This window comes from Streptomyces viridiviolaceus (assembly GCF_014650995.1).
GTDB lineage: Bacteria > Actinomycetota > Actinomycetes > Streptomycetales > Streptomycetaceae > Streptomyces > Streptomyces viridiviolaceus.
Genome location: NZ_BMWA01000001.1, coordinates 72,179 through 97,718, shown reverse-complemented (window position 1 = coordinate 97,718; position 25,540 = coordinate 72,179). Strand labels below are relative to the sequence as shown.

Genomic DNA, 25,540 nt, shown 5'->3' with positions numbered 1-25,540 from the left:
AAGGCACGCACCGTGGGACAGCCCACCCCTGACCGCAGCCACGCCGACTGGTGGCGCTCCGCCGTCATCTACCAGGTGTACGTCCGCAGTTTCGCGGACGGCGACGGTGACGGCACCGGCGACCTCGCGGGAGTCCGGGCGAAACTGCCCTACCTCGCCGACCTCGGCGTGGACGCCCTGTGGTTCAACCCCTGGTACCTCTCCCCGATGAAGGACGGCGGCTACGACGTCGCCGACTACCGCGCCGTCGACCCGGCCTTCGGCACCCTCGCCGAGGCCGAGAAGCTCATCGCCGAGGCACGGGAGCTCGGCATCCGCACCATCGTCGACATCGTCCCCAACCACGTCTCCGACCAGCACCCCTGGTTCCGGGCGGCGCTCGGAGGCGGCCCCGAGCGGGAGCTGTTCCATTTCCGTCCCGGCCGCGGGACGCACGGTGAACTCCCGCCGAACGAATGGCAGTCGGAGTTCGGCGGACCCGCCTGGTCCCGGCTGCCCGACGGCGAGTGGTACCTCCACCTGTTCGCCCCCGAGCAGCCCGACCTCAACTGGGCGCACCCGGCCGTGCGCCAGGAGCACGAGGACATCCTGCGGTTCTGGTTCGAGCGCGGGGTCGCCGGCGTCCGCATCGACTCCGCGGCCCTGCTCGCCAAGGACCCCCGTCTGCCGGACTTCACCGAGGGCCGCGACCCCCACCCGTACGTCGACCGGGACGAACTCCACGACGTCTACCGGGGCTGGCGTGCCGTCGCCGACGAGTACGGGGGCGTGTTCGTCGGTGAGGTGTGGCTGCCCGACACCGAGCGTTTCGCCCGTTACCTGCGCCCCGACGAACTGCACACCGCCTTCAACTTCTCCTTCATGACCTGCCCCTGGGACGCGGCCCGGCTGCGCACCTCCATCGACGACACCCTCGCCGAACACGCCCCGGTCGGCGCCCCCGCCACCTGGGTGCTCTGCAACCACGACGTCACCCGCACGGTCACCCGCTACGGACGCACCGACACCGGCTTCGACTTCGCCACCAAGGTCTTCGGCACCCCCACGGACCTCGCCCTCGGCACCCGCCGGGCGCGGGCCGCCGCCCTGCTGTCGCTGGCCCTGCCCGGATCCGTCTACGTCTACCAGGGCGAGGAACTGGGGCTGCCCGAGGCCGACATCCCCCTGGACCGCATCGAGGACCCCATGCACGCCCGCTCCGGCGGCGTCGACCCGGGCCGCGACGGCTGCAGGGTGCCGCTGCCGTGGACGGCCGACGCGCCCCACGCCGGCTTCGGCGGCGAGCCGTGGCTCCCGCAGCCCGCAGGCTGGGCGTCGTACGCCGCGGACCGCCAGGCCGCCGACCCGGACTCGATGCTCAGCCTCTACCGGGAGGCGATCCGCCTGCGCCCGGCGTTCGGCGGCGGCCCGCTGACCTGGCTGCCCGCTCCCGACGGCGTCCTCGCCTTCACCCGGGGGGACGGCGGCGCGACCTGTGTGGTGAACCTGGCCGACACCCCCACCGAACTGCCCGGGCACGGCGGCCTGCTCCTGGCCAGCGGCCCCTTGGGCGACGACCACCGCCTCCTCCCGGACACGGCGGTCTGGCTGCGCACCTGAGACCGCCGGGTCAGCCGGACGGGGGCATGTCCGCCTTGGCCGGCGTCGCCGCCCCGCGCTTCGCCGCCTGGATCTGCTCGTAGACGCGGGTCCGCAGCTCGGCGAAGCGCGGGGCCACCCGCGTGTGCACCTGATCCCGCTCGGCGGGCAGATCGACCCTGAGCTGCTCGCGCACCACCGTGGGGGAGGCGGACAGCACGATCACCCGCTCACCCAGGTACACCGCCTCGTCGATGTCGTGGGTGACGAACAGGATGGTGATCCCGCGCTCCCGCCACAGCCGCCGCACCAGGTCCTCCAGGTCGGCGCGGGTCTGCGCGTCCACCGCCGCAAACGGCTCGTCCATCAGCAGCACCTCGGGCTCGTACGCCAGCGCCCGCGCGATCGCCACCCGCTGCTGCATGCCGCCGGACAGCTGCCACGGGTACGCCCCGGCGGCGTCCGCCAGCCCCACCGAGGCGAGCGCGTCCCCGACCAGCTCCCGGCGCCGGGCCCTGCTCAGGTCCTTCTGCCTCAGCGGGAGTTCCACGTTGTCGCCGACCCGCATCCAGGGGAACAGACTGCGCCCGTACTCCTGGAAGACGAACGCCATGCCGGGCGGCGGACCGTCCACCTTCCGCCCGGACAGCGACACCTCGCCGGCGGTCGGCGCGAGCAGGCCGCCCACGCACTTGAGCAGCGTGGTCTTGCCGCAGCCCGAGGGACCGACCAGGCAGACCAGTTCCCCGGCCCCGACGGTGAAGGTCAGGTCGCGCACCGCCTCGATCCGTCGCCCGGATCCCTCGTACACCTTCTTCAGGCCGCGTACGTCGAGCATGGACCGCCCTTTCAGGAGCTTCAGTCAGGACCGCCGGCTTGCGTCGCGCAGGCCGTGGTACCAGCCGAGCACCCGCCGCTCGACCAGCTGGAAGAGGACCGAGAGCACGAAGCCGAGCAGGCCGAGCAGCAGGATGCCGGTCCACATGCCGGGGATCGCGAAGGAGCGCTGGAACTGCACGATGGTGAAGCCGAGTCCGTTGCTGGCGGCGAACATCTCGCTGATCACCATGAGGATGATGCCGATCGACAGGGCCTGGCGCAGCCCCGCGAAGATCTGCGGGCTCGCCGAGGGCAGCACCACCCGCCTCAGCCGTGCCGCGCCCGTGATGCCGTAGGAGCGGGCGGTCTCCGCCATCACCGGGTCGACCGCACGAACCCCCTCGACCGTGTTGAGCAGCACCGGCCACACACAGCCGGTGGCGATGACGACGATCTTCATCGTGTCGCCGATGCCCGCGAACAGCATGATCACGGGCACCAGCACCGGTGGCGGCACGGCCCGCAGGAACTCCAGCACCGGTTCGCACACCGCCCGCACCCGCCGGCGGGAGCCGACGAGCGTGCCCAGCGCGACGCCGGCGACGGCCGCCAGGGCGTAGCCCGCCGCGAGCCGCAGCACGCTGGGCAGGACGTCCCCGCGCCACCGCTCACCGGTCCACACGTCCGGGAACGTCTCGACGATCGTGCGCAGCGGCGGCCAGTACACGTCCTTGCTGCCGGCCGACGCGGCCCACCAGACGGCCACCAGCACCACGGGCAGGCCCAGCACGAACACCAGCCGCAGCAGCGGACCCCTCACACCGTCACCTCCCCGCGCACCGACTGGTGCCAGGCCAGCGCCCGGCGCTCCACCGACCGGGCGCCGACGTTGATCAGCAGCCCGAGCAGACCGGCGACGACGATCAGTGCGTACATCTCCGGTACCGCCTGCGAGGTCTGCGCGACGGCGATCCGGGCGCCCAGCCCCGGCGCCCCGATGACCAGTTCGGCGGTGATGGCGAGGATCAGCGCGACGGCCGCCGCCAGCCGCACCCCGGTCATCACGTAGGGCAGCGCGGTCGGCCACAGCACGTGCCGGATCCGCGCCCAGGTGCCCAGACCGTACGACCGTGCCGTCTCCTCGGCGACCGGGTCGACGTCCCGCACGCCGTACAGCACCTGGATGAGCACCTGCCAGAAGGAGGCGTACACGACCAGGAGCAGCACCGAGCGCAGTTCGGTGCCGTACAGCAGCACCGCGAGCGGGATCAGCGCGACCGAGGGGATGGGGCGCAGGAACTCGATCGTGGACGCCGTCGCCTCACGCAGGTACGGCACCACCGAGAGGACCACCCCGATGACGATCCCGGCGCCGACCGCGATCGCCAGGCCCAGGGCCCAGCCGGTGAGGGTGTCGCCGAGCGCGGTCCAGAAGGCCGGGTCCGTGATCTCCGTGCCGAGCGCGTCGGCGATGCGGCTGGTCGGCGGGAAGTAGTCCTCCTCCACCAGACCGAGCCGCGGCACCGCCTCGCCCAGGGCGAGGAAGCCCGCGAGCCCGGCCGCTCCGAGGGCCGCGTTCACGCCCCTCACGGCAGCAGCTCGTCCAGGTCCGGGGCCTGCTTGAACAGGCCGTCCGCACGGCCCAGTTCGGCCAGCGCCTCGATGGCGGGCCGGTTGGGCTCGGCGGGCCACTTCGGCAGGGTCACCTTCTCCAGGACGGCCGGCGGGATCTTGGTGTACGTGGTGACGATCTCGCGGACCTCGTCCGGGTGGGCGTCGGCGTACGCCAGGGACTCGGCGGTGGCCTCCTGGAACTTCTTCACCACCTCCGGGTTCTCCTGCGCGTACCTCGTCGAGGTGAAGTACATGGCGACGGTGAGCTTCGGCGCGATGTCCACCATGGAGGAGGCGATCTCCCTGCCGCCCTGGCTCTTGATCGTGGCCAGCGCCGGTTCCACCACCATCGCCGCGTCGATCCGGCCGCCGTCGAGCGCGGCGGGCATCTGGTCGAAGGCCAGCTCGACGAAGTCCACCTCGTCCGGGTCGCCGCCCGCTTTGCGCACCGAGGCGCGCACCGCGGTCTCGTTGATGTTCTTCAGGGTGTTGATGGCGACCTTCTTGCCCTCCAGTTCCTTCGCCGACTTGATCGGGCTGTCGCCCTTCACGGTGATCGCGCCGAAGTCCTTGCCCTGTTCGCCGGTGGAGGCGATGCCGTTGGCCACCGCCTTCACGGGCACGTCGTTGGACTGGGCGATCATCAGCGAGGTCATGTTGGAGAAGCCGAACTGGAACTGGCCGCTCGTCACACCGGGGACGATCGCGGCGCCGCCCTGCGCGCTCGACAGGGACAGCTTCAGGCCGCGCTCGCTGAAGAAGCCCTTCTCCTGGCCCAGGTACAGCGGCGCGACATCGACGATGGGGATGAGCCCGACCTTCACCGTGGTGGTGCCGCCGGACGAGCCGGACCCGTCCGAACCCCCGGAGTCGGACGAGCCGCAGGCCGTCGCGGCGGCCAGGACGGATACGGCCGTGAGGCCGACGAACAGACGACGCATGGCTCCCCCTGTGGGACCGGACAAGGTGCTCCGACAGGCTGTGCGCAGACAGCACGAACGTGCTCAGCGGGAACGTAGGGCCCTGGCCGAGTCAGGGTCAATGCCCTTGCGGCAAAGGGACGTTGGGTGCACGAGACGCACACCGCCACGGTCCGTTGACAGTGCGGGACGCGCACTCATAGCGTGCGCACAGCGTACGGTCGTCCCCCGCCCGAACGCCCTGCCGTGAGGCCCCTGCCGGAGGCCAGATGCCCGATGCAGCCCGCGCACCGCACTTCGTGAGGTCCTTCGAGCGCGGCCTCGCCGTGATCCGCGCCTTCGACGCCGACCATCCCGCCCTGACCCTGAGCGAGGTCGCCCGTGCCTGCGAACTGACCCGTGCGGCGGCCCGCCGCTTCCTGCTCACCCTGGCCGACCTCGGCTACGTGCACACCGACGGCCGGCTGTTCCGGCTCACCCCGCGCGTGCTGGAACTCGGCTACTCCTATCTCGCCGGGTTCACCCTGCCGCAGATCGCCGAACCGCATCTGGAGCGACTCGTCGCACAGGTGCGGGAGTCGTCGTCGCTGTGCGTCCTGGACGGCGACGACATCGTGTACGTCGCCCGCGTACCGACCAGCCGCATCATGACCGCGTCCATCACGGTCGGCACCCGCTTCCCGGCCCACCTCACCTCCGTGGGCCGGGTGATCCTCGCCCATCTGCCGGACGCCGAGATCGAGACCCGGCTCGCCCGCGCCGACCTGCGGCCGCACACCGCCCGCACCCTCACCTCGGTGGACGCCCTGCGCGCCGAGCTGCGCCGGGTGCGCCGCCGGGGGCACGCGCTGGTCGACCAGGAACTGGAGGAGGGGCTCAGATCGGTGGCCGCCCCGGTGCGGGACCGGGACGGCGGGGTGGTGGCCGGCGTGAACATCGCGGTGCACGCCAGCCGCAACTCCGTGGAGTCCGTGCGCCGGGACCTGCTGCCGCACCTGCTGGCGGCCGTGGCGCGGATCGACGCCGACCTCAGGATCACAGGTCCAGCACGAGCCGCTTCCCACGGCACCGGGACACGCAGATGAGCATGGTCTCCCCGGCCGCCCGCTCCTCGTCCGTGAGGACCGAGTCCCGGTGGTCCGGGGTGCCCTCGACGACGTCGGTCTCGCAGGTGCCGCAGGTGCCCTCGGTGCAGGAGTACAGCACCTCGACCCCGGCGGCGCGGACGGCGTCGAGGACGGAGACGTCCGGCGCGACGGTGACCGTGCGCCCGCTGCGCGCGAGCTCGACCTCGAACTCCGTGTCGGCGTCGGACCCTTCCCGTTCCTTCGGCCGGAACCGCTCGACGCGCAGGACCCCGGGCGGGCACCGCTCCTCGACCGCGTCCAGCAGCGGCCCGGGGCCGCAGCAGTAGACGAGGGTGCCGTCGGACACGTCGTCGAGTACGGGGCCGAGGTCGAGCAGACCGCTCTCGTCCTCGGGGGCGATCGTGACCCGGTCCCCGTACCGCTCCAACTCCCCGGCGAACGCCATGGACCGGCGCGACCGGCCGCCGTACAGCAGCGTCCACTCGGCCCCCGACTCCTCGGCGGCGGCCAGCATCGGCAGGATCGGCGTGATGCCGATGCCGCCGGCGACGAACCGGTAGCGGGCGGCGGGCTCCAGCCGGAAGTGGTTGCGCGGGCCCCGCACCCGTACCTTGTCGCCCACCCCCACCCGGTCGTGCAGGCGGGCCGATCCTCCCCGCCCCTCCGGCTCGCGCAGGACGGCGATCCGCCACACGGACCGGTCGGCGGGGTCGCCGCACAGGGAGTACTGCCTCTCCAAGTCCGGGCCGAGGACGACGTCGACATGGGCGCCGGGCTCCCACCCGGGCAGCGGTTCGCCCAGCGGGTGGCGCAGGGTCAGGACGAGCACGCCGTCGGCCGCTGTCTCCCGGCGGTCGACGACGAGTCCGGATGTGAACAGGGTCATGAGCTGGTCCCTCGGAGGTGGTGTCCTTCCGGGTGGGCGAGCATCCACTCCCACATCGCGACCGGGTCCTCGGCGGTGTGCTCGGCGCCGCAGTGGCACGTGCCGTGCAGGACGTCGGTGCCCGGCAGCCAGTCGACGCGGTAGATCTCCCCGGTGGACGCGGGCACGGTCATCGGACCTGCTCCACGGCAGCGGCGCCCTCGTCGACCAGCCGGGCGAGGATGCGGCGGGCGGCCAGGCCGCCGGTGTCGATGTTGATGCTCAGCTCCTGGTAGCCGGTGCGTTCGGTGCCCAGCGTGCGCTGGAGCAGGTTGAGCGCGTCGACGTCCTGCATGACGACGGTGTGGTTGTTCTTCCGCAGGAACTCGGTGACCTCGGTGTCGTCGGTCGCCCAGTCCCGGGAGACCGCCCAGAAGTCGTACACCTTGCCGTCGGCGGACGGGGTGATCGCGTACGTGATCTCGGTGTGGAAGGCGTTCGGGTCGCTGCCGTCGGCCTCGGGCAGCACACCGACCGGGGCAACCCTGCTGTGCAGCAGGTACAGGCAGGGGGCGTGGTACTCGATGTCCTGCCACCGGGAGATGCGCCCGCTGATGCCGGTGGACCGGGCGTAGAACGGCGGGCACTCGGCGTCGTCCATGTGGCGGCTGACCCGTACGATCCCGGCGCCCTCGTCGACCTCCGTGGTGATCGGCGTCTCGGCGACCTCGGGGGTGCCGATGTAACCGCCGTGCAGATACGTCTCGTGGGACAGGTCGAGGAGGTTGTCGACCAGCAGCCCGTAGTCGGCGTCGATCGGTTCCATGCCCCGGACCGTGACCCAGCCGGGGGAGTCCAGGTGCCGGGCCCGCGGGACGGAGGCGGGGTCGGCGAGATGCGGGTCACCGATCCACACCCACACCAGCGAGTCCTGCTCCACCACCGGGTAGGAGGCGACCCGGGCCGTGCGCGGGACGCGTTTCTGGCCCGGCACGTACACGCAGGTGCCGGTCGTGTCGTAGGTGAACCCGTGGTATCCGCACACGATCCGGTCGCCGTCGAGCCGCGTCGGGGCCTCGGACAGCGGGTACCGGCGGTGCACGCAGCGGTCGTGCAGAACGACGGGGGTCCCGTCCTCCGCGGTGCGGTAGAGGACGAGCGGCTCACCGAGAACGGTCCGTCCCAGCAACTCGCGCCCGACCTCGTGACTGTAGGCGGCGACGTACCACTGGTTCCTGGCGAAGGCGGTCATGTGGGGCATCGTTGCGGCTCCCGTCCGTCGTGGGTGGTGGCATCGTCGGGGAGGGCGCCGAGGGGTGGCAACGCTCCTTCCGTCTCACGGAAGCGGTTCGCCGGGGACTGTCGGTGGGTGCCTCTAGGCTTTCGCCCGATGTCACAGCGGGGCGCGCCGATTCGGGCCGCCGGACGCACTGTGCCGGATTCCGGATGGGGAAGAGGCGAGGAAGCAATGGGTTGGCTGGCAGCGGGCGACAGTTACGAAGTCGCTCTGGTGGAGGGCCGGGTGGTGGCCCGGTCCGTGCCGGGAGAGTCCCCGGCCGGGCAGGGCAGAGGCCTGCCGGCGGAGATACGGGACCGCCCCGAAGTGCACGAACTCCAGCGGTTCGCCGAGTGGCTGGAGCGGCACGCTGCCGAGTGCGCGACCCAGGTCGACACCTGGATGGTGTCCTCACTGCCGGTGCCGACCGTTCTGCTGGCCCAGGTCTGGCCCGACGAGGCGTGGCAGGCCGCGCTGCGGGACATCGTTGTCGTCGGTGACGGCCCCGACGAGGTCGGCTTCCTGCGGGACGCGGACGGCTCGGGCGTACTGCGGGTGGTGAACCTCGACGGCGAGACCGTACGCCTGGCTCCCCGCACGGTGACCATGCCGCACCCGGTCCTCCTTCCCGAACTGGAGGAACTCCGCGCGTTCGCGGCCGACCTGGGCGTGACCCAGGGCGTCGAGCAGATCCACCGGGCCACCTGGCACAAACCCGGCGGGATCGACCCGGCCGCCGACAGGGTCACCGAGTTCGCCGGCGCCGAGTACCGCTCGTGGTTCCACCTCTCCGCCCGCGTCACGTCGCTCGGCTACAAGGTCTCCGGCTCGTCGGCCACCGACCGGATCAGGGACGGCGGGCGGACCTTCACCGCCGCGGTCGGCATGAGCGACCCCTTCACCGAGGAGAAGGCCTGGACCGGCAGTCTGACCTGGAGCGATCAGGACGGACAGCGGCTCCTCCCGCTGACCGAAGTCGGCCCGGTGGCCTGGTCCGAAGGCATGCGCATGGCCGCCGCCCTGCACGCCGGCCGCACCGTGACCGCGGACGGCGCCGAGTGAACGACAGGGCGGCACGGACATCCAGGGGAGGCACAGCCATGAACGACGCGACGACACGGGACGGGGCGACGGCAGTGACAGGGGCGGAAGCGGAGGAGTTGCTGCGCGCCGGTGCCGTGCTGCCGCCGGGCACCACCGGGGCCGGCGACCGGGCCGTGCCCATGGTCACCCAGGCCTATCGGCACCCCGGCCTGGACGGCCGGATCGTCGTACGCCTGAGCGCCGCGGAAGGGAACGGGGGCCCGGGCACCGGTTTCCTCGGCCTCGAACCCGCGGGCGAACCGGTGGAGGTCGGTCTCGGGCAGCCCCGGGCACTCGGCTTTCCCGAATGGGTCCTGGTCCGTCATCCCTCGGACGGCCACCTGGCCATGTCCCTGGTCGAGGAGATGAACAAGGTCGCGCGGACGGTGAGATCCAGACCGAAGAAGGCCCGCGCCACCTACGAGTCGATCGGCGAACGGCTCGCGGGGTCCGTGCCGCACTTCCTGCCGACGTTCTACGAGCAGGCGGGCCGGGTGTTCCTGGCCGCCGGCGAGAAGGCGTACGCGGCCCAGATGTTCGTCGACGCGCGCAAGGCCGAGACGGCGCACGCGCTGCCGTTCGACGAGGCACGCATGGACGCGGTCTTCCTGGAGTTCGCCCTGGCCGACGCCGTGCCGACGAAAGTGCTCTCCGGTTACGCCAAGGGACTGTCGACACGGGTACCGGCGGCGACGGCGTTCCGGCACCTGCGCGGGCTCTTCGTCCGGCTCGCGGCGCACGGTGTGGCTCCGTCGAGCCCGGGCGCGACCGATCTGCGCCGACTGGCGAAGGCGGTCGCGGGCAGGGACGCGCTCGCCGAGGAAATGGCCTACCTGCGCGAGGTGCTGCCCCTGCCCGGCACCGTCAAGGCACCGCCCGGCTGGTGGAAGGCCCACCGGGCCGCCCTGCTGGAACTGGCCCGGCGGGAGCCCGCCGTCCGCGGCACGCTGCTGGGGCTGCTGCCCACGGGGTGGGAGCAGGAGGAACTGCCCCAGTGGCTCGACCTGCTGGAGAAGACCGGAGCCACCGCCGGCCTGTGCGACTCCACCCTGCCCACCGAGGAGCGTTCACCCGACGGCACGGCCGGCTGGACGCGCCGGTTCCTCGCACTGTGCGGCACCGACAATCACCGCCTCGCACCGGCGGAGCTGTACCCGCTCGTCGACCGCTTGGCCGACGCGCTGCGCGCCGAACTCGCGGCCTCGGGGGGCACGTTGCCGCCGCCGGTCAGTGACGTCAACCTCCTCGACCAGCTCCTGGCCCTGCGCATCCCGCTCGCGGACCCCCAGGAGCGTGCCGGCCTCGACCTCCAGGGCTGGGCGGCGTGCGACCAGCGACGCGACCTCGTCGCCCTGGAGGCCGACAACCGCTTCCGCGCTGCCTTCCGCCGCGGCTGCCCCACGTACGAGCGGAAGGACATCGACAAACGCACCGTCACCGCCCTCGCGGAGTCGCCCGGCGGACGACCGATGCTCGCCGAATGGGTGGCCGACGTCAGCCGGAGATACCTCACCACGGAGCTGGGCGGATTCACCCGCCACTCCGGTCCGTTCGAGACGCTGCGGTGGCTGCCGGGCGAGGTCCTGGCGACCGCCGAGAAGGCGGTACGGGAAGCGCTGTCCACCGGCATGGCCCCGGCGCTCGCCCGCACCCTGCGCACCGGGATCCTGGACGAGCTGAGCTGGCCCGCCTGGGACGAGGCGGTCGGCTCGCCCGCATCCCAGGAGGCGGCCCGCAGGACGAGAGTGAGCGAGGCCTGGCCGTACCTGATCGTCCTCAACGGGACACAGGCCCGGGTGATCGGCGCGGAGGGCACGGTCCTCAGTCACGAGCTGCGCCTCCCGGACAGGGCGGACCGCTTGGGTGCCGACGTCCGGTACGTGGACGGCGGACTGCTCGTCACCTGGTACGCGTTCTCCACGTCCAGCTCGTACTGTTACTGGCACGACGCCGACGCCTCGTCACCGGTACCGGTCGAGGGCGACGTCCGACACTCCTACGCGTGCGCGGTGGACGGGACCGGCGGGATGAACGGCATGCCGCCCGCCTCCCTCCCCCTGCCCGGGGGCGGCCGGGCCACCGGTCACGGCGTGCTGCGGAGAGGGGACACCCACGTTCCGCCGAGGCGGCAGCTGATCAGCGACGGCACGTCGTACTGGGTCTGGATCAAGGACTGGGCCGACGACGGGAACAGCGCCTGGCACGCGTACGACCCGGCAGGCGACACGGTGGGGGAACCCGGCGCGCCGGACTGGTTCGGCGAGGGGCTGCGCACCGCTCCGGAGGGCAGCACTCTCGACACCGCCTGGCTGCTGCCCGCCCCCTCCGCCGTGCCGGGTCCGATGTGCGCCCCGGTGGACGGGCTGCTCGGCTGGCGTGTGATCACGCTGCCCGACGGTTCGCGGCGAGGTGAGGACCTGGCCGGGCGCTCGGTCGTCGTGCCGACCGGCGTGAGCGCGAGCCCGGAGCACGCGCTGGTGTTCCCCGGCGCCGACCGTCCCGTGACCGTGACGCGGCGGTCGGACGACATCCGGCTGCTCGACACCGAGGGCAGGGTGATCGCCGAGGTCACACATGGCCAGACGGCCGGCCCCTTCAACGCGGGCACCGCCCTGCTGCCGCCCCTGCGCTACTGGCACCTGCTCCAGCCCCGCGACCCACAGGGCTCCGCGGCGCTCCGCCGGCTCGGCGACGACACCGCGGCGGCACTGCTGGCAGCGGCCGTGGCGGAGGCGCCCGGCGACGAGACGGACGACCGGGACGCGCTGCCCGGCCTGGTCCGCGCACTGCTGCCGCAGGTCGGTCACGAGGCCCTGCGCGCGGGCATCACCGGGGTGGTGCGGTTCGCCGCCGAGCAGCAGCGGACCCTGGACGCGGCGCTCGCACGGCTGGACTCGGCGGTCCAGGGCCACGTGCCGGAGGAACCCCGGCCCGCGATCGGCGACCGCCTGCTCGCCTCGGCGCTGAACGGTGTCGGCCTGACCGAACGCGACAAGCGCTGGTACTACGACTTCCACCACTACCTCTTCGGGCTGCCGCAACTCCTCGCCCGGTCGGTGCGGGGCCTTGCCGAGCCGGCCCCCGCGGGCCGCGTGCACGTGTCCCTGGCCGAGCAGCAGCCGTTGGAGCACGTGAACGCTCTGGCTCTGCCCGAACTGCCCGCCGTACTGGCGCTGCGGGCCGCTTCGGAGGCCACCGTGGAGGAGCACCGGCAGGCGCTCGACGCGTTTCTCGCCGAACTGGACGCGCAGGACCTGACGGAGCTGGATCCCGGTCACTGGCGCCGGGTCCGACTGGTTCTGGACCACGGCCTGTTCAACGGGCCGGACGCCGTGCAGGGTTACACGAAGGGGACCGTGCTCGACCTGGGCGGCGGCGCGTTCCTCGCCTTCCCCGGCGAGTGGTACAGGTTCGTCCACGAGTACGACCAGGCCGAGATCAGGGGAAGGCATTACGGCGCGGTGTACCACGACCCGTCCGGCCGCTTCGAGACACCCGCCCCGTACACCCTGGTGTCCGAGGAGCCGTTCGTACCGGAGCCGACCCGGGCATCCGGCTGGGTCGCGGCCTTCCGCGCCGAACTCGCGCAGCGCGGCCCGGTGCCCTGGCGCCCCGAGGCCGCCGAGGAGTTCGCCCGGCTCACGGGCCTCACCCCGACCATGGCCCGGCTCGTGGTCGCCGGAATGCCGCAGATCGACGACAAGCGCGAGGCCGTGCCCTCCGCGACCCTGAAGACCATCGGTGTGAAGTCGGCCGACGCGCGCGTGGCCAAGGACGAACTGAGATCCCTGGACTCCGGCGCCCTGCGGGCCGTCGTGGCGGCACTGCTGCCCACCGAGCCGTCCCGGCTGTGGGCGGACGGCCCCGACGTCGCCGGTGCGGCCGAGGTCTGGAACGAGCGGCTGGGCCGGCGTACACCCATCCCCGAGGAGGTGCTCCACGACGCGGTCCGCACCGTGGTCTCCCCGGGTTGGGCACCGGCGGACGCACTGCGCGGTTTCCTCGACGCGTCCACCGAGCCGCGGCTGACCCGGGACCTGACCTGGACGTTCGGCCGCTACTACCTCCAGTCGGCCGAGAAGACGCCCGGCTTCGACGGCAGCGTGCTGAAGGGCTCGGTGGCCCTGGCCGCCTGGCTCGCCCACCGTCTCCCGTCCGGCGACCCGATCCGGGCCGCCCTGCCCGGCGTCCTGACCGCGCTGCGCGACCGGCTGGCCCACCCCGACCTGCTCATCGGCCTCGACAGGCGGGTCGACTGGGAGGCGTTCCGGCGGGCCGCCGGCGAACCGACGGAGACCGGCGACGACTTCGTACGCTACGGCGCCGTGGTGGTGGGCACCGAAGGGCCCGACCCCGTCCCCGCGGTCCGGCCCGCGCTGCTGGACGCCGCAGGCCACGACCCGCACCTGGCGGCGCTGTTCACCGGCGAGCGGCCGAACGCCCAGGAGACCGCTCTGCGCCTGGTCCACGACGGGCCGTTCGCCGAGCTGCTCGACGATCCCGGGAACCCGGTGGCGGGCGAGCGCGACGAGGACGGTCTGTGGTGGCCGCAGGACCCCGCCCGGTCGGTGCCCGACCTGGTCGGCGAGGTGGCCGAGCGGTACGGCATCGGTGAGGACGCCGCCGTCCTCTACCTGATGCTGCTCACCATGCCGGATCCGACCGACCGCAACACCGCTCGCTGGACCGGCTGGGCGAGGCAGCGGGGCGGAGCGGCCCGGCTCCGCACCGCCCGCGCCGAACTCGCCGCCACCGACCTCGTGGTCGAAGGCAACCGCTCCAAGGCCGGCCGCACGCTGTTCCTGCCCGGTGGCTGGACCCAGCCCGGCAACCCGCACCTCCCGCTGGAGCGGTGGAAGCTGCCGATGTACGACCTCCTCGACGGCGAGGTTCCCGTCCTGGGCGTCGTCGTTCCCACCCGGCCCGTCGCCACGCTGTACCGCGAGGCCTGGCAGCGCGTACAGAACGGGGACGAACCGCAGCCGGAGGAACTGGAGGTGCCGCGACCGCGAAAGCGTCGTCGCTGAGTTCCGCCACCTGAGGGGACGGCCGTCGCGTGCGGCCGTCCCCCGCCGAACCGCTCACTTGGATCCATGACCGTAAGAGAAGAGGCGGCCGCCCAGGTGGCCGCACTGGCAGCCCGGACACGGCCGTACCTGATCGGCGTACGGCACCACAGTCCCGCACTGGCCCTCGCCGTACCCCGGCTGCTGGACGCCGTGGCCGCCGACGTCGTCTGCGTCGAGCTGCCGGCCGACTTCCAGCCGTGGCTGCCGTACGTCTCCGACCCGCGCACCATCGCGCCGGTGGCGCTGACCGGTGCGCACCAGGACGGACGGCTGCACTTCTACCCGCTCGCCGACTTCTCACCGGAACTGGCGGCGATCCGCTGGGCGCGGCAACGAGGCGCGGAAGTGATCTGCTGCGATCTGCCTCTCGCGGACCCGGGGTGGTCGGCAGGCCCGGCGGCGACCGGGCCGGACGGGGACGACCTGTGGGACCGCACGGTCGAGGCGCAGGCCCCCGGCAGCACGCCCGAGGCCGTGCGCCGGGCCGCCCTCGGCGTCGGCTGGGCGCTGCGCAGGGGCGCCCAGGCACGCGGTGGGACCGGGGCCGTCGACCTCGCCCGCGAGGCACACATGCGCCGCGCCGTCGCCGCGGCCGGAGGGCGCCGGGTCGCGGCGGTGGTCGGCGCCTTCCACGCCCCCGGCCTGATCGGTGAGGAGGAGCCCCCGGCCGCCGGGACCGGTGCCCTCCCGGCAACGGGCCCGGGCTCCTCGGTCGTCACCTCGCTGGTGCCGTACGCCTTCGCCCTGCTGGACCCCCGTTCCGGCTACCCGGCCGGCATCCGTGACCCGCGCTGGCAGCAGGCGGTGTTCGACGCCGGTGGCGACCCCGGCCGGGTACGCGACGCCGCCGCCCGCGTCATCACCGAACTGTGCCGTGAGATCCGCGCGGCCGGGCACACCGCGGGTACCGGTGAGGCGATCGAGACCCTACGGCTGGCCTGCGACCTCGGCACGCTGCGCGGCCTGCCCGCACCCGGCCGGAGCGAACTGCTGGAGGCGATGACGTCCGTACTGGGCCAGGGGGAACCGCTCGGCCCGGTCGCGGAAACGGTGCTGGTCGGCACGGGCCGCGGCCGCACAGCCCCCGGCACACCGCGCTGCGGGCTCGGCCCCTGGGTGGAGGCGGAGCTAGCGTCGCTGCGGCTCCCCGGTCCGGGCAGCCCCGCCCGCCGGGAGATCCGGCTCTCGCCGCTCCGCTCCGCCCTCGACGCCCGGCGCGAGATCCTGCTCCAGCGTCTCAAGGAGTGCGGGGCGGGCTACGCGGAGCCGCTCCAGGTGTCCGCCGCGGGGGACGGGAACGCCCTCACCACGCGCTGGCGGGCGGCCTGGACCCCGGCGGTCGCCGCCCGGCTCGAACTGGTGGGCGTCAGAGGCGTCACCGCCGCCCAGGCGGCCGACGGCACCCTGCGGGAGAACCACCGCCGCGCGTCGGCCGCCGGCGGAGCCACCCCGGCCCGGGTCATCGACCTCCTGGGGGCCGCCGCCCGGTGCGCCCTGCCGGAGCTCGTCGGCGACTGCCTCACGCAGGCCGCGCGGATCCTGCCCTCCGCGGCCGCACTGCCCGAACTGCTGACGGCCCTCGACGTGTCGGAGTCGATACGCCGGGAACACCTGCCCGGCACCACCGAGCGGGTGCGGGTCCGGGCGGCCGGACTGTCCGACACCCTCGTGGAAGCCGCCGTGCGCGCCCTGCCGGGGCTGGCCGGCAGCGACGAGGAGGAGGACGCCGCCGCTCTCGTGACCCTGGCCGTCAGGAGCGCCGAGGACCGGCTCGGCCTGCGCCTGGACGGCGAGCTGCACCACCTCTCCCGCGCCGGTTCCCCGCTCGTCCAGGGGGCGGCCCTCGCCGCTCGGGTGCTGCTCGGCCTCGACAGCTCCGAACTGCTGGGCGGCAGGCTCGCCGACTGGGTCGACACCGCCACAGGACCGGACACCCGGCACCGGCTGGAGCGCCGGCTCACCGGCCTGCTCATCGCCGCCGGACCACTGATCGAGTCCGTACCCTCCGCGCTCGACCCGCTGCTCGAACGCGTCGAGACCATGGACGACCGGAGCTTCCTCGACCGGCTTCCCGCACTGCGCGGCGGTTTCCGGGCGCTCACCCCGGCGGGACGGGGGCGGCTCCTGGCGGCCGTGACCGACCGTCTGGGCGACCGGCCCGGCCTCCGGCTCACCGCGCCCGCCGCGCTGGTCGGGCGCTGGGCCGAGGCCGACGACGAGGGGCTCGCCGTACTCCGGGAACTGGGTCTGGCCGGGAGCCTCGCGGGTGCCGCCGCGCCGGTGCAGCCTTCCGGCGCCGGAGCCGGACCTCCGACGCCCACGGAGGGGCCCGTTCCGGACGGGCCGGCATCCGCGCCGAGCGAGCCGGTGGCCTGCGGCGGCCCGGCGCGGGGGACTCCGCGGCTCGGTCCAGCCGACCGCTGGCGGCTGCTGCTGGGCCGCGACACCGAGAGCCTCCAGCCGGACCTGTGGCCCTACGCGCGCGCCCTCGACGAGTTGTTCGGGCAGAGCGGGGAGGGGAGTGCGCAGGGCGGTGAGGAGAGCGCGGACGACACGGTCCGGGGCGACGGCGAGGCGTACCCGGCCGAGGGCCGGGGCGAGGACGAACACACCGGCGGCCAGGGCCAGGGATATCCCAGTGCCCGGCACTGGGCCGAGGAACTCCAAGCGCTCTTCGGCGCGGACATCCGGGAGGAGGTCCTGGGACGCGCCGCCGCGAACGGCCGCACGGACGTGATCGCGCACCTCGACCCCGCCTCGGTACGTCCGTCCGTGGAACTGCTCTGCGCCGTACTGACGCTGGCCCGGGGAATGCCCGAGCAGCGGGTGGCGAGTCTGAGGCCGCTCGTCAAACGGCTGATCGAGGAACTCACCCGGGAACTCGCCACGCGAATGCGCCCCACGCTGACCGGCCTCAGCACCCCACGCCCCACCCGGCGCCCCGGCGGGGGACTCGACCTGCCCCGTACGCTGCGCGCCAACCTCGCCCACATCCGCCGCCGGGAGGACGGCGGGGTCGAGATCGTCCCCGAACGACCGGTCTTCCGGACCCGCACCGCGCGGGAGAGCGACTGGCGGCTGATCCTCGTCGTCGACGTCTCCGCCTCCATGGAGACTTCGGTCGTCTGGTCGGCACTCACGGCGGCCGTACTGGCCGGTGCGCCCATGCTCTCCACCCACTTCCTCACCTTCAGCACGCAGGTCGTCGACCTCACCGACCGGGTCGACGACCCGCTCTCGCTGCTGCTGGAGGTGAAGATCGGCGGCGGTACGCACGTCGCGGCCGGGCTCGCCCACGCCCGCTCGCTGGTGAAGGTGCCGAACCGCACCCTGATGGTGGTCGTCAGCGACTTCGAGGAGGGCTGCGCGCTCGACGGGCTGCTGGCCGAGACCAGGGCACTGCTCTCCTCCGGTGTCCAACTGCTGGGCTGCGCCGCCCTGGGCGACGGCGGAGTCCCCCGCTACTCGGTGCCGATCGCCCGGCAACTCGTCGCGGCCGGCATGCCCGTGGCCGCCCTCAGTCCCCTCTCGCTCGCCCGCTGGGTGGGCGAGCGCCTCCGCGGGGCCACTCGATGAACACGGGCGACTCGATGAACCCGATGGCCTCTTCCGGCACGGACGCCCCACTTCCACCGGTCGTACCCGAGGTGTTCGCCTCCGCGGTGGAGGGACTGACCGCCCGGCTGCGCGGCAGACTGGACGCCGCCGTCGAGGCCCTGGCCGCCGCGCCCGTCACCGCCGAGGACGGGACGTTCCGGGTCCGCTGCGGTGAGGACGCTCGGGTGACCCTGGAGCCCGACCCGTCCGGTGCGGTCACCGCCGCCGGCCAGGCCCGCTGCACCTGCCTGTTGGCGCCGCGCTGCCTGCACCGGGCGGCGGTGCTGGGCGCCTGCCCGGTCGCCGTCGCGGCACCCGCCCGGCCCGTGCCGCTCGAACCGTCCGCACTGTCCGGTCCCACCGCACCAGAAGGACCCGTTGAACCTGAGGAGCCTGGTGGACCCGAAGAGCCCGAAGAGCCCGAAGGAACCGCTGAACCCGAGAAATGCGGCGAACCCGTTGAACCCGAGGAGCCTGGACCCGAGGAACCCGAAGGAACCGCTGAACCCGAGAAACCCGGCGAACCCGTTGAACCCGTTGAACCCGAAGAGCCTGCTGGAACCGAAGAGCCCGAAGAACCCGAAGAGCCCGAAGAGCCCGAAGAACGCCGGAGGAACGTCCCGCCCGCCGATCCGAACCGTCGCGCCCCGGCCGCCGCTCCCACCGGCCCCTCCGCCGACCGGATCCGGGCGGCCTCCGGTCTCCGGACGGCGGCGGCCGCCGTGCTCTCCGCCGGAACGGCCGGTGCGGGAGCGGTTCTTCAGGCCGAGCTGCTCCGAGCCGCCCACACCGCTCGCCTCGCGGGCCTCCACCGCGCGGAGGCCGCGGCCCTGAGCGTCGTGCGCCGCCTGCGCGACGCCCGCGACCCGCACCGCCGCCACAGCCTCGACGAGCTGGTCTCCGCCCTGCGGGACCTCCTCCTCGTCACCCATCGTCTGCAGACCGCCGATCCCGATCCGGAACTGATCGGCGCCGTCCGCCGCAACCACCACCCCGAAGGGCCGCTCCGGCTCCACGGCGTCTGCCGTGAACCGGTGATCGGCCCGGACCGCCTGGGCGGGGTGGTCACCCACTTCGTCGACGACGACGGCCGCTGGTACACGCTCAGCGACGTCGAGCCCGGCGGACCGGCCAGGGCACGCCGAGCCGGTACCGCCCACGTCGCCATCCGGTCCTTCCTCAGCGACCACTTCCGGCTGTCCCGCGGCGGCCTGCTCATCTCCGGGGCCGCCGTCTCCCCGGAAGGCCGTCTGCTGCCGGAACGCGGTGTCCGTGTCACCTTCGCCGCCGGACGACCCTGGACCGGGGCCGCATGGGGGTCGATGTTCGCCGGTCCGGGCACCGACTCCGCCACCGAGCGCGTCCCGGGGCCCCTGACGGGCGATCCGGCCGGCGCCGGGCACGCCCGGCCGCTGACCGGCTGCGACGTGGAGGTCGCCGCGGTGGACGGAGGGGACCTGCTGGTCCGGGTACTGACAGACCGGGGCGGCCCGTCCGCTGGGGGAGGACGGGCAGCGCACGGCCCGCTCGTACGGCTGGCACCCGCCCACCGCCATCCCGGCCTCGCCCACACCGCCAACCTCCGGCGGCTGGGTGCGCATCCCGGGCTGCGGATCCGGGTCGTCGGCCGCGTCGATCCCGAGCGGGGCACGACGCTGCGCCCGCTGGCCGTCGGCCCGGTCCCCGGCACCGAGGCGACGCTGCGCCTCCCGGACGGCTGGCGGGGTCGAGCCGACACCGGTTACGACGTCCTCGGCGACGAGCACTTCCCGCGGGACCTGCCGTGTCCGTCCCCGCCGGTCCCCTCCGGATCCGCCGCCCCTCCTGAGGGCTCGCCGCTCCGGCGGATCCGCCGCATCCTCGAACTGGCCGTCGCGGGAGGACGCCGGGCCGCCGCCGAAGCCGCGCGGCAGGACGGCCACCGAGGCGACGTGGCCGTGCTGCGCCGCAGTGGATTCGTCACCGGCGCGGAGCTGGTCGCCACCCTCGGCGCGGCGGCCGCCCACCGCGGCCGCGATGCCTTCGGCCGCCTCCACGAGGACGACCGGGAGCGTTACACGACGCAGTGGCTCGCCACGGCCGTCTACCTCGCCGGTACCGAGGCCGCCCTCGCGCACCGGACCTGGCACGGGTGAGCCGGCCGGCGTGCCGGTGCGCGCGCTGCAGGGCGGGGCGTCGGGCGGGCGTCAGCGTTCCAGCTCCTTGTGCGCCGTCTCCGGCAGCCGCAGGTACACCAGCGAGGACAGCAGGCACAGCACCGCGACGTACCAGGGGAAGAGCCCGGAGTGGCCCAGCTCCTTGAACAGCGTGCCCATGTACGGGGCCGTGCCGCCGAACAGGGCGACCGTGAGCGAGTAGGGGAAGCCGATGCCGGCGGCGCGGACCCGGGGCGGGAAGACCTCCGCGTTGACGGCCGCGCTGATCGAGGTGAAGCCGGTCAGCAGGACCATGCCGGAGCACTGCACGAGCAGCAGCACGGTGAACGAGTCGCGCAGGGCGTGCAGCAGCGGCACGCTCAGCAGGGCGAAACCGACGCCGAAGAACAGCAGGAGCGGGCGGCGGCCGAACCGGTCGGAGAGCAGTCCGCCGAGCGGCTGGAGCAGCGCGAAGAAGGCCAGCGAGATCGTGCCCGCGAGCAGCGCGTCCGACTTGGCGACGCCCGCCTCGAGTTCGGCGTACGTCGGCAGGTACGACGTCCAGGTGTAGTAGGCGATGGTGCCCCCGGCGGTGATGCCGCCGATCAGCAGGGACTGGCGCGGATGGCGGCGCAGCGCCTCGAACAGGCCGGGACGCGGCGCCCGTTGCTGTTCGGCGCTGCGGGTCTCCTCGGCGCCCTGCCGGATCCAGAAGCCCACCAGGCTGAGGACCGCACCGAGGACGAACGGCACCCGCCAGCCCCAGCTGTCCATCCGGTCCTCGCTCAGCGACCTCACCAGCAGGGCCGCGATGCCGGACGCGACGAGCTGTCCGGCGGTCGTCGAGACGTACTGGAAGCTGGAGAACAGTCCGCGGCGGCCGGGCCCCGCGGACTCCACGAGGAAGGTCGTCGAGGCCGCGAACTCGCCGCCCACGGACAGGCCCTGCAGCAGCCGTGCGGCGACCAGGACCACCGGGGCGAGGACCCCCACGGCCGCGTACGTGGGGGTCAGCCCGACCAGCAGGCTGCTGCCGCCCATCAGCAGGATGGTGACCGTCAGCGCGGCGCGCCGCCCGTGCCGGTCGGCGATCGCGCCCATCAGCAGGCCGCCGACGGGCCGCATGAAGAAGCCCACCGCGAACACCGCGAAGGTCGACAGCAGCGGAACGAGCGAGTTGTCCGCGCTCTTGGGGAAGACCTGGTCGGCGATGTAGGTGGCCAGGAAGGTGTAGGCGTACCAGTCGTACCACTCCACGGCGTTGCCCACGGAGGCCGCGAGGAGCTGGCGTGCGGGCCGTCGGGTGGGCGGGGAGTCCGTGTCCGTGTGCATGCCTGTCATGATCGCGACCATCCCCGTGCGTCGGGGCCGGCACACCTCACGTACCGACGACTTTCACATGAGCGCCACCGGACCCTTCCCTGACGTTTGTTGCTCCTGGAACACTCCTTTCGCGCGCATTGCGTCATCACCCGGCACCGTCCGGCCGGCTGAACTCACCCGAGGCGAGAGGCTTCCCACCCCCATGCCCGAAGTCAACCGGCGTCGCTTCCTTCAACTCGCGGGCGCCACCACCGCGTTCAGTGCGCTGTCCGCCAGCATCGAGCGCGCCGCCGCGCTCCCGGCGAACCACCGCTCGGGATCGATCGAGGATGTCGAGCACATCGTCGTCCTGATGCAGGAGAACCGTTCCTTCGACCACTACTTCGGCAAGCTCAGAGGCGTCCGCGGCTTCGGCGACCCGCACCCGGTCACCCTCCCGGGCGGCAAGTCGGTCTGGCACCAGGCGAAGGACGGCAAGGAGGTCCTGCCCTTCCACCCGGACGCCGACGATCTCGGCATGCAGTTCCTCGAAGGACTGCCGCACGGCTGGCCCGACGGACAGGCCGCCTACAACAACGGCAGGTACGACCGGTGGCTGCCCGCCAAGGGCACCACGACCATGGCGTACCTGACCCGTGAGGACATCCCCTTCCACTACGCGCTCGCCGACGCCTTCACCGTCTGCGACGCCTACCACTGCTCGTTCATCGGCTCCACCGACCCCAACCGCTACTACCTGTGGTCGGGCCACACAGGCAACGACGGCAAGGGCGGCGGACCGGTCCTCGGCAACGACGAGCTGGGCTACGACTGGACGACGTACCCCGAGCGTCTGGAGGAGGCCGGGATCTCCTGGAAGATCTACCAGGACATCGGCGACGGCCTGGACGCGGCCGGCTCGTGGGGCTGGATCGGCGACGCCTACCGCGGCAACTACGGCGACAACTCGCTGCTGTACTTCAACAAGTACCGCAACGCCGAGCCCGGCGAGCCGTGGTACGACAAGGCCCGCACCGGCACCGACGTCAAGAACGGCGACGGATACTTCGACCTGCTCCGCGCCGACGTCAAGGCGGACCGGCTGCCGCAGATATCGTGGATCGCCGCCCCCGAGGCCTTCTCCGAGCACTCCAACTGGCCCTCGAACTACGGCGCCTGGTACATCGCCCAGGTCCTGGACGCACTCACCTCCAACCCGGCGGTGTGGGCGAAGACGGCCCTGTTCATCACGTACGACGAGAACGACGGCTTCTTCGACCACGTGGTGCCGCCGCTGCCGCCGAAGTCCGCCGCGCAGGGCAGGTCCACCGTCGACGTCTCCCTGGACGTCTTCCCGGGCAGCAAGACCCACCGCGAGGGTTTCTACGGGCTCGGTCCGCGGGTGCCGATGCTGGTCGTCTCGCCGTGGAGCAAGGGCGGCTTCGTCTGCTCCGAGACCTTCGACCACACCTCCGTCGTCCGGTTCATGGAGCGCCGCTTCGGCGTGCGCGAGCCCAACATCTCGCCCTGGCGGCGCGCGATCTGCGGTGACCTGACCTCCGCGTTCGACTTCTCCCGCCCGGACAGCCGCCCGGCCCGCCTGCCGGACACCGACGGCTACGAGCCGCCGGACCGCGAGCGCCACCCCGACTACCGTCCGACGCCGCCGGCGGACCCGGACATGCCCAAGCAGGAGCGGGGCCTGCGCCCCGCCCGCCCGCTGAAGTACGCCCCCGCCGTGGACGGCTCGGCGGACCCGGCGGCGGGTGGGTTCACGCTCACCTTCGCCTCCGGCCCGCGGGCCGGCGCCGCCTTCCTCGTCACCTCCGGCAACCGCACCGACGGGCCGTGGACGTACACCACCGAGGCCGGCAAGACCATCGCGGACACCTGGAACTCGGCGTACTCGGGAGGCTCCCACGACCTGACCGTGCACGGCCCGAACGGCTTCCTCCGCGTCTTCAAGGGCCGCGGCGACACCGCCGGCCCCGAGGTCACGGCCCGGCACGTCGGGGACGACGTGGAGCTGACGTTCACCAACCGGGGGACCGGTACCGTCCGGATGCGGCTCGCCGACGCCTACGCCGACCGGACCAGGACCGTCACCGTGCGCCCCGGCGCCACCGTGCGGCACACCGTCGACCTCGCGGCGGGCCGGCGCTGGTACGACCTGACCGTCACCTCGGAGGCGGACCCGGCCTTCCTGCGGCGGTTCGCCGGGCACGTGGAGAACGGGCGCCCGGGGGTGAGCGACCCGGCGATCGTCACCGACTGATCGTCACGGAGCGACCGTGAGGTGCCCCGGCTCCGGTTGCCGGGGCACGACCACCGGTTCCGTCCCGGCCGGTTCCGGCTCCAGGGCCAGCACGGCGGCCACCGGATGGGGGTCGGTCGTCCCCGGGGGTGTCGCCCGGCTCAGCAGGACCACGCCCCACGCGGCCAGCGCGGCGCCGGTCAGGGCGAGCAGCACACCGGCCGGGCCGCCCCGGAGCCGCTCGCCGAGCAGCGACAGCCCGATCACGGCGGCGGCCACCGGGTTGGCCAGAGTCACCACGGCGAGAGGGGCGCCCAGCCCGCCCCGGTAGGCGGTCTGCGACAGCAGCAGTCCTCCCGTGGCGAAGGCGGCCACCAGTACCGCCACCCCGATCACCTGGGCGCTGAGCAGCGGGCCCGACCGGTCCGTGGCGGCGACCGTGACGGTCTGCGTGAGCGCCGAGGCGACCCCGGAGGCGACGCCCGACGCCGTCGCATGCCGCAGGCCCGGGCGGGCACCGGGCCACGACAGCATGCCGATCAGCGCCACCGTCGTGCCGGACACCACCAGCGCCTCGGGCACGCTCAGCACGTCGTCGGGCGCGGGGCCCGAGGCCGTGAGGAGCAGCGCGCCCAGTCCGAGGAGGGTCAGTCCGGTGCCCCGCCACTCGACCGCGCTGACCCGCCGGCCCGCGAGCCGCGCGCCCAGGGGCACCGCCGCGACCAGGGTGAGCGCGCCGAGCGGCTGGACCACGGTGAGCGGGCCGTACTTGAGGGCGACGACGTGCAGCAGCGCGGCCGAGGCGTTGAGCGCGACCGACCACCACCAGGCGCCGCTGCCGAGCATCCGCAGCGCGCCCGTGCCGGGGCTGCGGGCGGCCAGCCGCTCCTGCGCCACGGCCGCGGCGGCGTAGGCGACGGCGGAGACGAGGGACAGCAGGACGGCGACCAGGGCGGCGCTCATCGGCCCGCCCCCACCAGCTCGGGCTGCTCCGCCGGCCGCCGCCGGAGCGCGGGCCGGCCGGGAGGCACCGTGGTCCGGGTCCGGCGCGGCAGGCGGATCACCGCGAGGGCGAGGCCGAGCAGGACGGTCGCCACGATCACGTCGAGCCAGTAGTGGTTCGCGGTGCCCACGATGACCAGCAGGGTGACGAACGGGTGCAGCAGCCACAGCCACCGTCGGCGGGAGCGGGTGGCCACGACGAGGCCGATCGCCAGCATCAGCGCCCAGCCGAAGTGCAGCGACGGCATCGCCGCGAACTGGTTCGACAGCGAGTCGGCCCGCGGCGGGCCGTACACCGAGGGCCCGAAGACCCGCGCGGTGTCCATCAGTCCGGTCGCGCCCAGCATCCGGGGCGGGGCGAGCGGGAAGACGAGGTGCAGCACCAGCGCCGCGCCGGTCACCGCGGCCAGCACCCGGCGGGCCCAGACGTAGTGCGCCGGCCGCCGCAGGTACAGCCATATGAGGAAGGCCGCGGTGGCCGGGAAGTGGACGGTGGCGTAGTAGGTGTTCGCCACGTGGACGAGGGTGTCGTCGCGCAGCAGAAGGGACTGCACCGCCCCCTCGCCGGGCAGGTGCAGCGCTCGTTCCAGGTCCCACACGTCGTGCGCGTTGCGGAAGGCCTCTGCGGTGTGGCCCGTCGCCAGCCGGCGGCCGAACTTGTACACGAGGAAGAGCCCCGCGACGAGCAGGAGCTCTCGGACGAGCGGTGGGCGCGCGGACGCGTCCGACTCCGCTTCTGCAGGCTCGGTACGGGCATTCATCCCCCGGCCCCTTCGCTGATGGTGGTGCGTGTGTGGTGCAGGGGACGGGGCCTGTGACGGTTCTCATCGATACGACCCCGTTCCGATACGTCAGTGTACCGATACGCTCGTGTACCGGTACACTGGTGTATCGGTAGACATACGACACACTGGAACGGGGCCCTTGGCCGCCTGACC

Annotated in this window: 17 protein-coding genes; 7 read left to right on the top strand and 10 right to left on the bottom strand. The window is 73.4% G+C overall.

The window, feature by feature from the left end:
* Positions 1–12 precede the first annotated feature (12 nt).
* Positions 13–1,599: a glycoside hydrolase family 13 protein gene (locus IE260_RS00405; protein WP_189868371.1), complete on the top strand. Its 1,587-nt coding sequence runs from the start codon at positions 13–15 to the stop codon at positions 1,597–1,599.
* A 10-nt stretch (positions 1,600–1,609) separates the two neighbouring features.
* Here the strand turns inward: IE260_RS00405 and IE260_RS00400 are convergent, their stop codons facing one another.
* The 4 genes from IE260_RS00400 to IE260_RS00385 are packed head-to-tail and all read right to left on the bottom strand — an operon-like array spanning position 1,610 to position 4,952.
* The gene (locus tag IE260_RS00400; RefSeq protein WP_189868370.1) at positions 1,610–2,416 is read right to left on the bottom strand and encodes an ABC transporter ATP-binding protein; all 807 of its coding nucleotides are present in this window, start codon (positions 2,414–2,416) and stop codon (positions 1,610–1,612) included.
* Between the two features lie 24 nt (positions 2,417–2,440).
* A complete protein-coding gene (locus IE260_RS00395) occupies positions 2,441–3,217 on the bottom strand; it encodes an ABC transporter permease (protein ID WP_189868369.1) in 777 nt (258 codons plus the stop codon).
* Positions 3,214–3,987: an ABC transporter permease gene (locus IE260_RS00390; protein ID WP_189868368.1), complete on the bottom strand. Its 774-nt coding sequence runs from the start codon at positions 3,985–3,987 to the stop codon at positions 3,214–3,216. Before IE260_RS00390 ends, IE260_RS00395 begins: the two co-directional genes overlap by 4 nt.
* Entirely contained in the window at positions 3,984–4,952 is a 969-nt protein-coding gene (locus IE260_RS00385) for an ABC transporter substrate-binding protein (RefSeq protein WP_189868367.1), read from the bottom strand. The genes IE260_RS00390 and IE260_RS00385 overlap by 4 nt, the downstream gene beginning before the upstream one ends.
* A gap of 248 nt (positions 4,953–5,200) precedes the next feature.
* Here IE260_RS00385 and IE260_RS00380 point away from each other — a divergent pair, with 248 nt between their 5' ends.
* Entirely contained in the window at positions 5,201–6,016 is an 816-nt protein-coding gene (locus IE260_RS00380) for an IclR family transcriptional regulator domain-containing protein (RefSeq protein WP_189868366.1), read from the top strand.
* Here the strand turns inward: IE260_RS00380 and IE260_RS00375 are convergent.
* From IE260_RS00375 to IE260_RS00365, 3 genes are read right to left on the bottom strand one after another with little or no spacing between them, the layout of a single operon-like run.
* Complete coding sequence (locus tag IE260_RS00375; protein WP_189868365.1) at positions 5,967–6,905, bottom strand: PDR/VanB family oxidoreductase; 939 nt, start codon at positions 6,903–6,905, stop codon at positions 5,967–5,969. The two genes, IE260_RS00380 and IE260_RS00375, sit on opposite strands and share 50 nt — an antisense overlap.
* Positions 6,902–7,078 (bottom strand): hypothetical protein, encoded by a 177-nt coding sequence (locus IE260_RS00370; protein ID WP_189868364.1) that lies wholly within the window; start codon positions 7,076–7,078, stop codon positions 6,902–6,904. Before IE260_RS00370 ends, IE260_RS00375 begins: the two co-directional genes overlap by 4 nt.
* Complete coding sequence (locus tag IE260_RS00365) at positions 7,075–8,145, bottom strand: Rieske 2Fe-2S domain-containing protein (RefSeq protein ID WP_189868363.1); 1,071 nt, start codon at positions 8,143–8,145, stop codon at positions 7,075–7,077. The genes IE260_RS00370 and IE260_RS00365 overlap by 4 nt, the downstream gene beginning before the upstream one ends.
* Positions 8,146–8,352: 207 nt before the next feature.
* On the opposite strand from IE260_RS00365, the gene IE260_RS00360 reads away from it, so the two are divergent.
* The 4 genes from IE260_RS00360 (at position 8,353) to IE260_RS00345 (ending at position 20,044) form a co-directional block, all read left to right on the top strand.
* Positions 8,353–9,222 (top strand): DUF4132 domain-containing protein, encoded by an 870-nt coding sequence (locus tag IE260_RS00360; protein WP_189868362.1) that lies wholly within the window; start codon positions 8,353–8,355, stop codon positions 9,220–9,222.
* 38 nt (positions 9,223–9,260) lie between these two features.
* Positions 9,261–14,270: a DNA-binding protein gene (locus IE260_RS00355; protein ID WP_189868361.1), complete on the top strand. Its 5,010-nt coding sequence runs from the start codon at positions 9,261–9,263 to the stop codon at positions 14,268–14,270.
* A gap of 66 nt (positions 14,271–14,336) precedes the next feature.
* Positions 14,337–17,888: a DUF5682 family protein gene (locus tag IE260_RS00350; RefSeq protein WP_189868360.1), complete on the top strand. Its 3,552-nt coding sequence runs from the start codon at positions 14,337–14,339 to the stop codon at positions 17,886–17,888.
* Entirely contained in the window at positions 17,885–20,044 is a 2,160-nt protein-coding gene (locus IE260_RS00345) for an SWIM zinc finger family protein (protein WP_229880262.1), read from the top strand. Before IE260_RS00350 ends, IE260_RS00345 begins: the two co-directional genes overlap by 4 nt.
* A 51-nt stretch (positions 20,045–20,095) precedes the next feature.
* Here IE260_RS00345 and IE260_RS00340 read toward each other — a convergent pair whose 3' ends face one another.
* A complete protein-coding gene (locus IE260_RS00340; RefSeq protein ID WP_189868359.1) occupies positions 20,096–21,397 on the bottom strand; it encodes an MFS transporter in 1,302 nt (433 codons plus the stop codon).
* Between the two features lie 172 nt (positions 21,398–21,569).
* On the opposite strand from IE260_RS00340, the gene IE260_RS00335 reads away from it, so the two are divergent.
* The gene (locus IE260_RS00335) at positions 21,570–23,621 is read left to right on the top strand and encodes a phosphocholine-specific phospholipase C (RefSeq protein ID WP_189868358.1); all 2,052 of its coding nucleotides are present in this window, start codon (positions 21,570–21,572) and stop codon (positions 23,619–23,621) included.
* 3 nt (positions 23,622–23,624) lie between these two features.
* Here the strand turns inward: IE260_RS00335 and IE260_RS00330 are convergent, their stop codons facing one another.
* Both IE260_RS00330 and IE260_RS00325 read right to left on the bottom strand, forming a co-directional pair.
* Positions 23,625–24,563 (bottom strand): DMT family protein, encoded by a 939-nt coding sequence (locus IE260_RS00330; RefSeq protein ID WP_189868357.1) that lies wholly within the window; start codon positions 24,561–24,563, stop codon positions 23,625–23,627.
* Positions 24,560–25,363 (bottom strand): phosphatase PAP2 family protein, encoded by an 804-nt coding sequence (locus tag IE260_RS00325; protein ID WP_189868356.1) that lies wholly within the window; start codon positions 25,361–25,363, stop codon positions 24,560–24,562. The genes IE260_RS00330 and IE260_RS00325 overlap by 4 nt, the downstream gene beginning before the upstream one ends.
* Positions 25,364–25,540 lie beyond the last annotated feature (177 nt).

What these genes read in the sequence shown, in the direction of transcription:
- IE260_RS00400 (WP_189868370.1), bottom strand. Translation starts at nt 2,416, where the DNA reads ATGCTCGACGTACGCGGCCTGAAGAAGGTGTACGAGGGATCCGGGCGA.
- IE260_RS00385 (WP_189868367.1), bottom strand. Translation starts at nt 4,952, where the DNA reads ATGCGTCGTCTGTTCGTCGGCCTCACGGCCGTATCCGTCCTGGCCGCC.
- IE260_RS00380 (WP_189868366.1), top strand. Translation starts at nt 5,201, where the DNA reads ATGCCCGATGCAGCCCGCGCACCGCACTTCGTGAGGTCCTTCGAGCGC.
- IE260_RS00375 (WP_189868365.1), bottom strand. Translation starts at nt 6,905, where the DNA reads ATGACCCTGTTCACATCCGGACTCGTCGTCGACCGCCGGGAGACAGCG.
- IE260_RS00370 (WP_189868364.1), bottom strand. Translation starts at nt 7,078, where the DNA reads ATGACCGTGCCCGCGTCCACCGGGGAGATCTACCGCGTCGACTGGCTG.
- IE260_RS00365 (WP_189868363.1), bottom strand. Translation starts at nt 8,145, where the DNA reads ATGCCCCACATGACCGCCTTCGCCAGGAACCAGTGGTACGTCGCCGCC.
- IE260_RS00360 (WP_189868362.1), top strand. Translation starts at nt 8,353, where the DNA reads ATGGGTTGGCTGGCAGCGGGCGACAGTTACGAAGTCGCTCTGGTGGAG.
- IE260_RS00355 (WP_189868361.1), top strand. Translation starts at nt 9,261, where the DNA reads ATGAACGACGCGACGACACGGGACGGGGCGACGGCAGTGACAGGGGCG.
- IE260_RS00350 (WP_189868360.1), top strand. Translation starts at nt 14,337, where the DNA reads ATGACCGTAAGAGAAGAGGCGGCCGCCCAGGTGGCCGCACTGGCAGCC.
- IE260_RS00345 (WP_229880262.1), top strand. Translation starts at nt 17,885, where the DNA reads ATGAACACGGGCGACTCGATGAACCCGATGGCCTCTTCCGGCACGGAC.
- IE260_RS00340 (WP_189868359.1), bottom strand. Translation starts at nt 21,397, where the DNA reads ATGGTCGCGATCATGACAGGCATGCACACGGACACGGACTCCCCGCCC.
- IE260_RS00335 (WP_189868358.1), top strand. Translation starts at nt 21,570, where the DNA reads ATGCCCGAAGTCAACCGGCGTCGCTTCCTTCAACTCGCGGGCGCCACC.
- IE260_RS00330 (WP_189868357.1), bottom strand. Translation starts at nt 24,563, where the DNA reads ATGAGCGCCGCCCTGGTCGCCGTCCTGCTGTCCCTCGTCTCCGCCGTC.
- IE260_RS00325 (WP_189868356.1), bottom strand. Translation starts at nt 25,363, where the DNA reads ATGAATGCCCGTACCGAGCCTGCAGAAGCGGAGTCGGACGCGTCCGCG.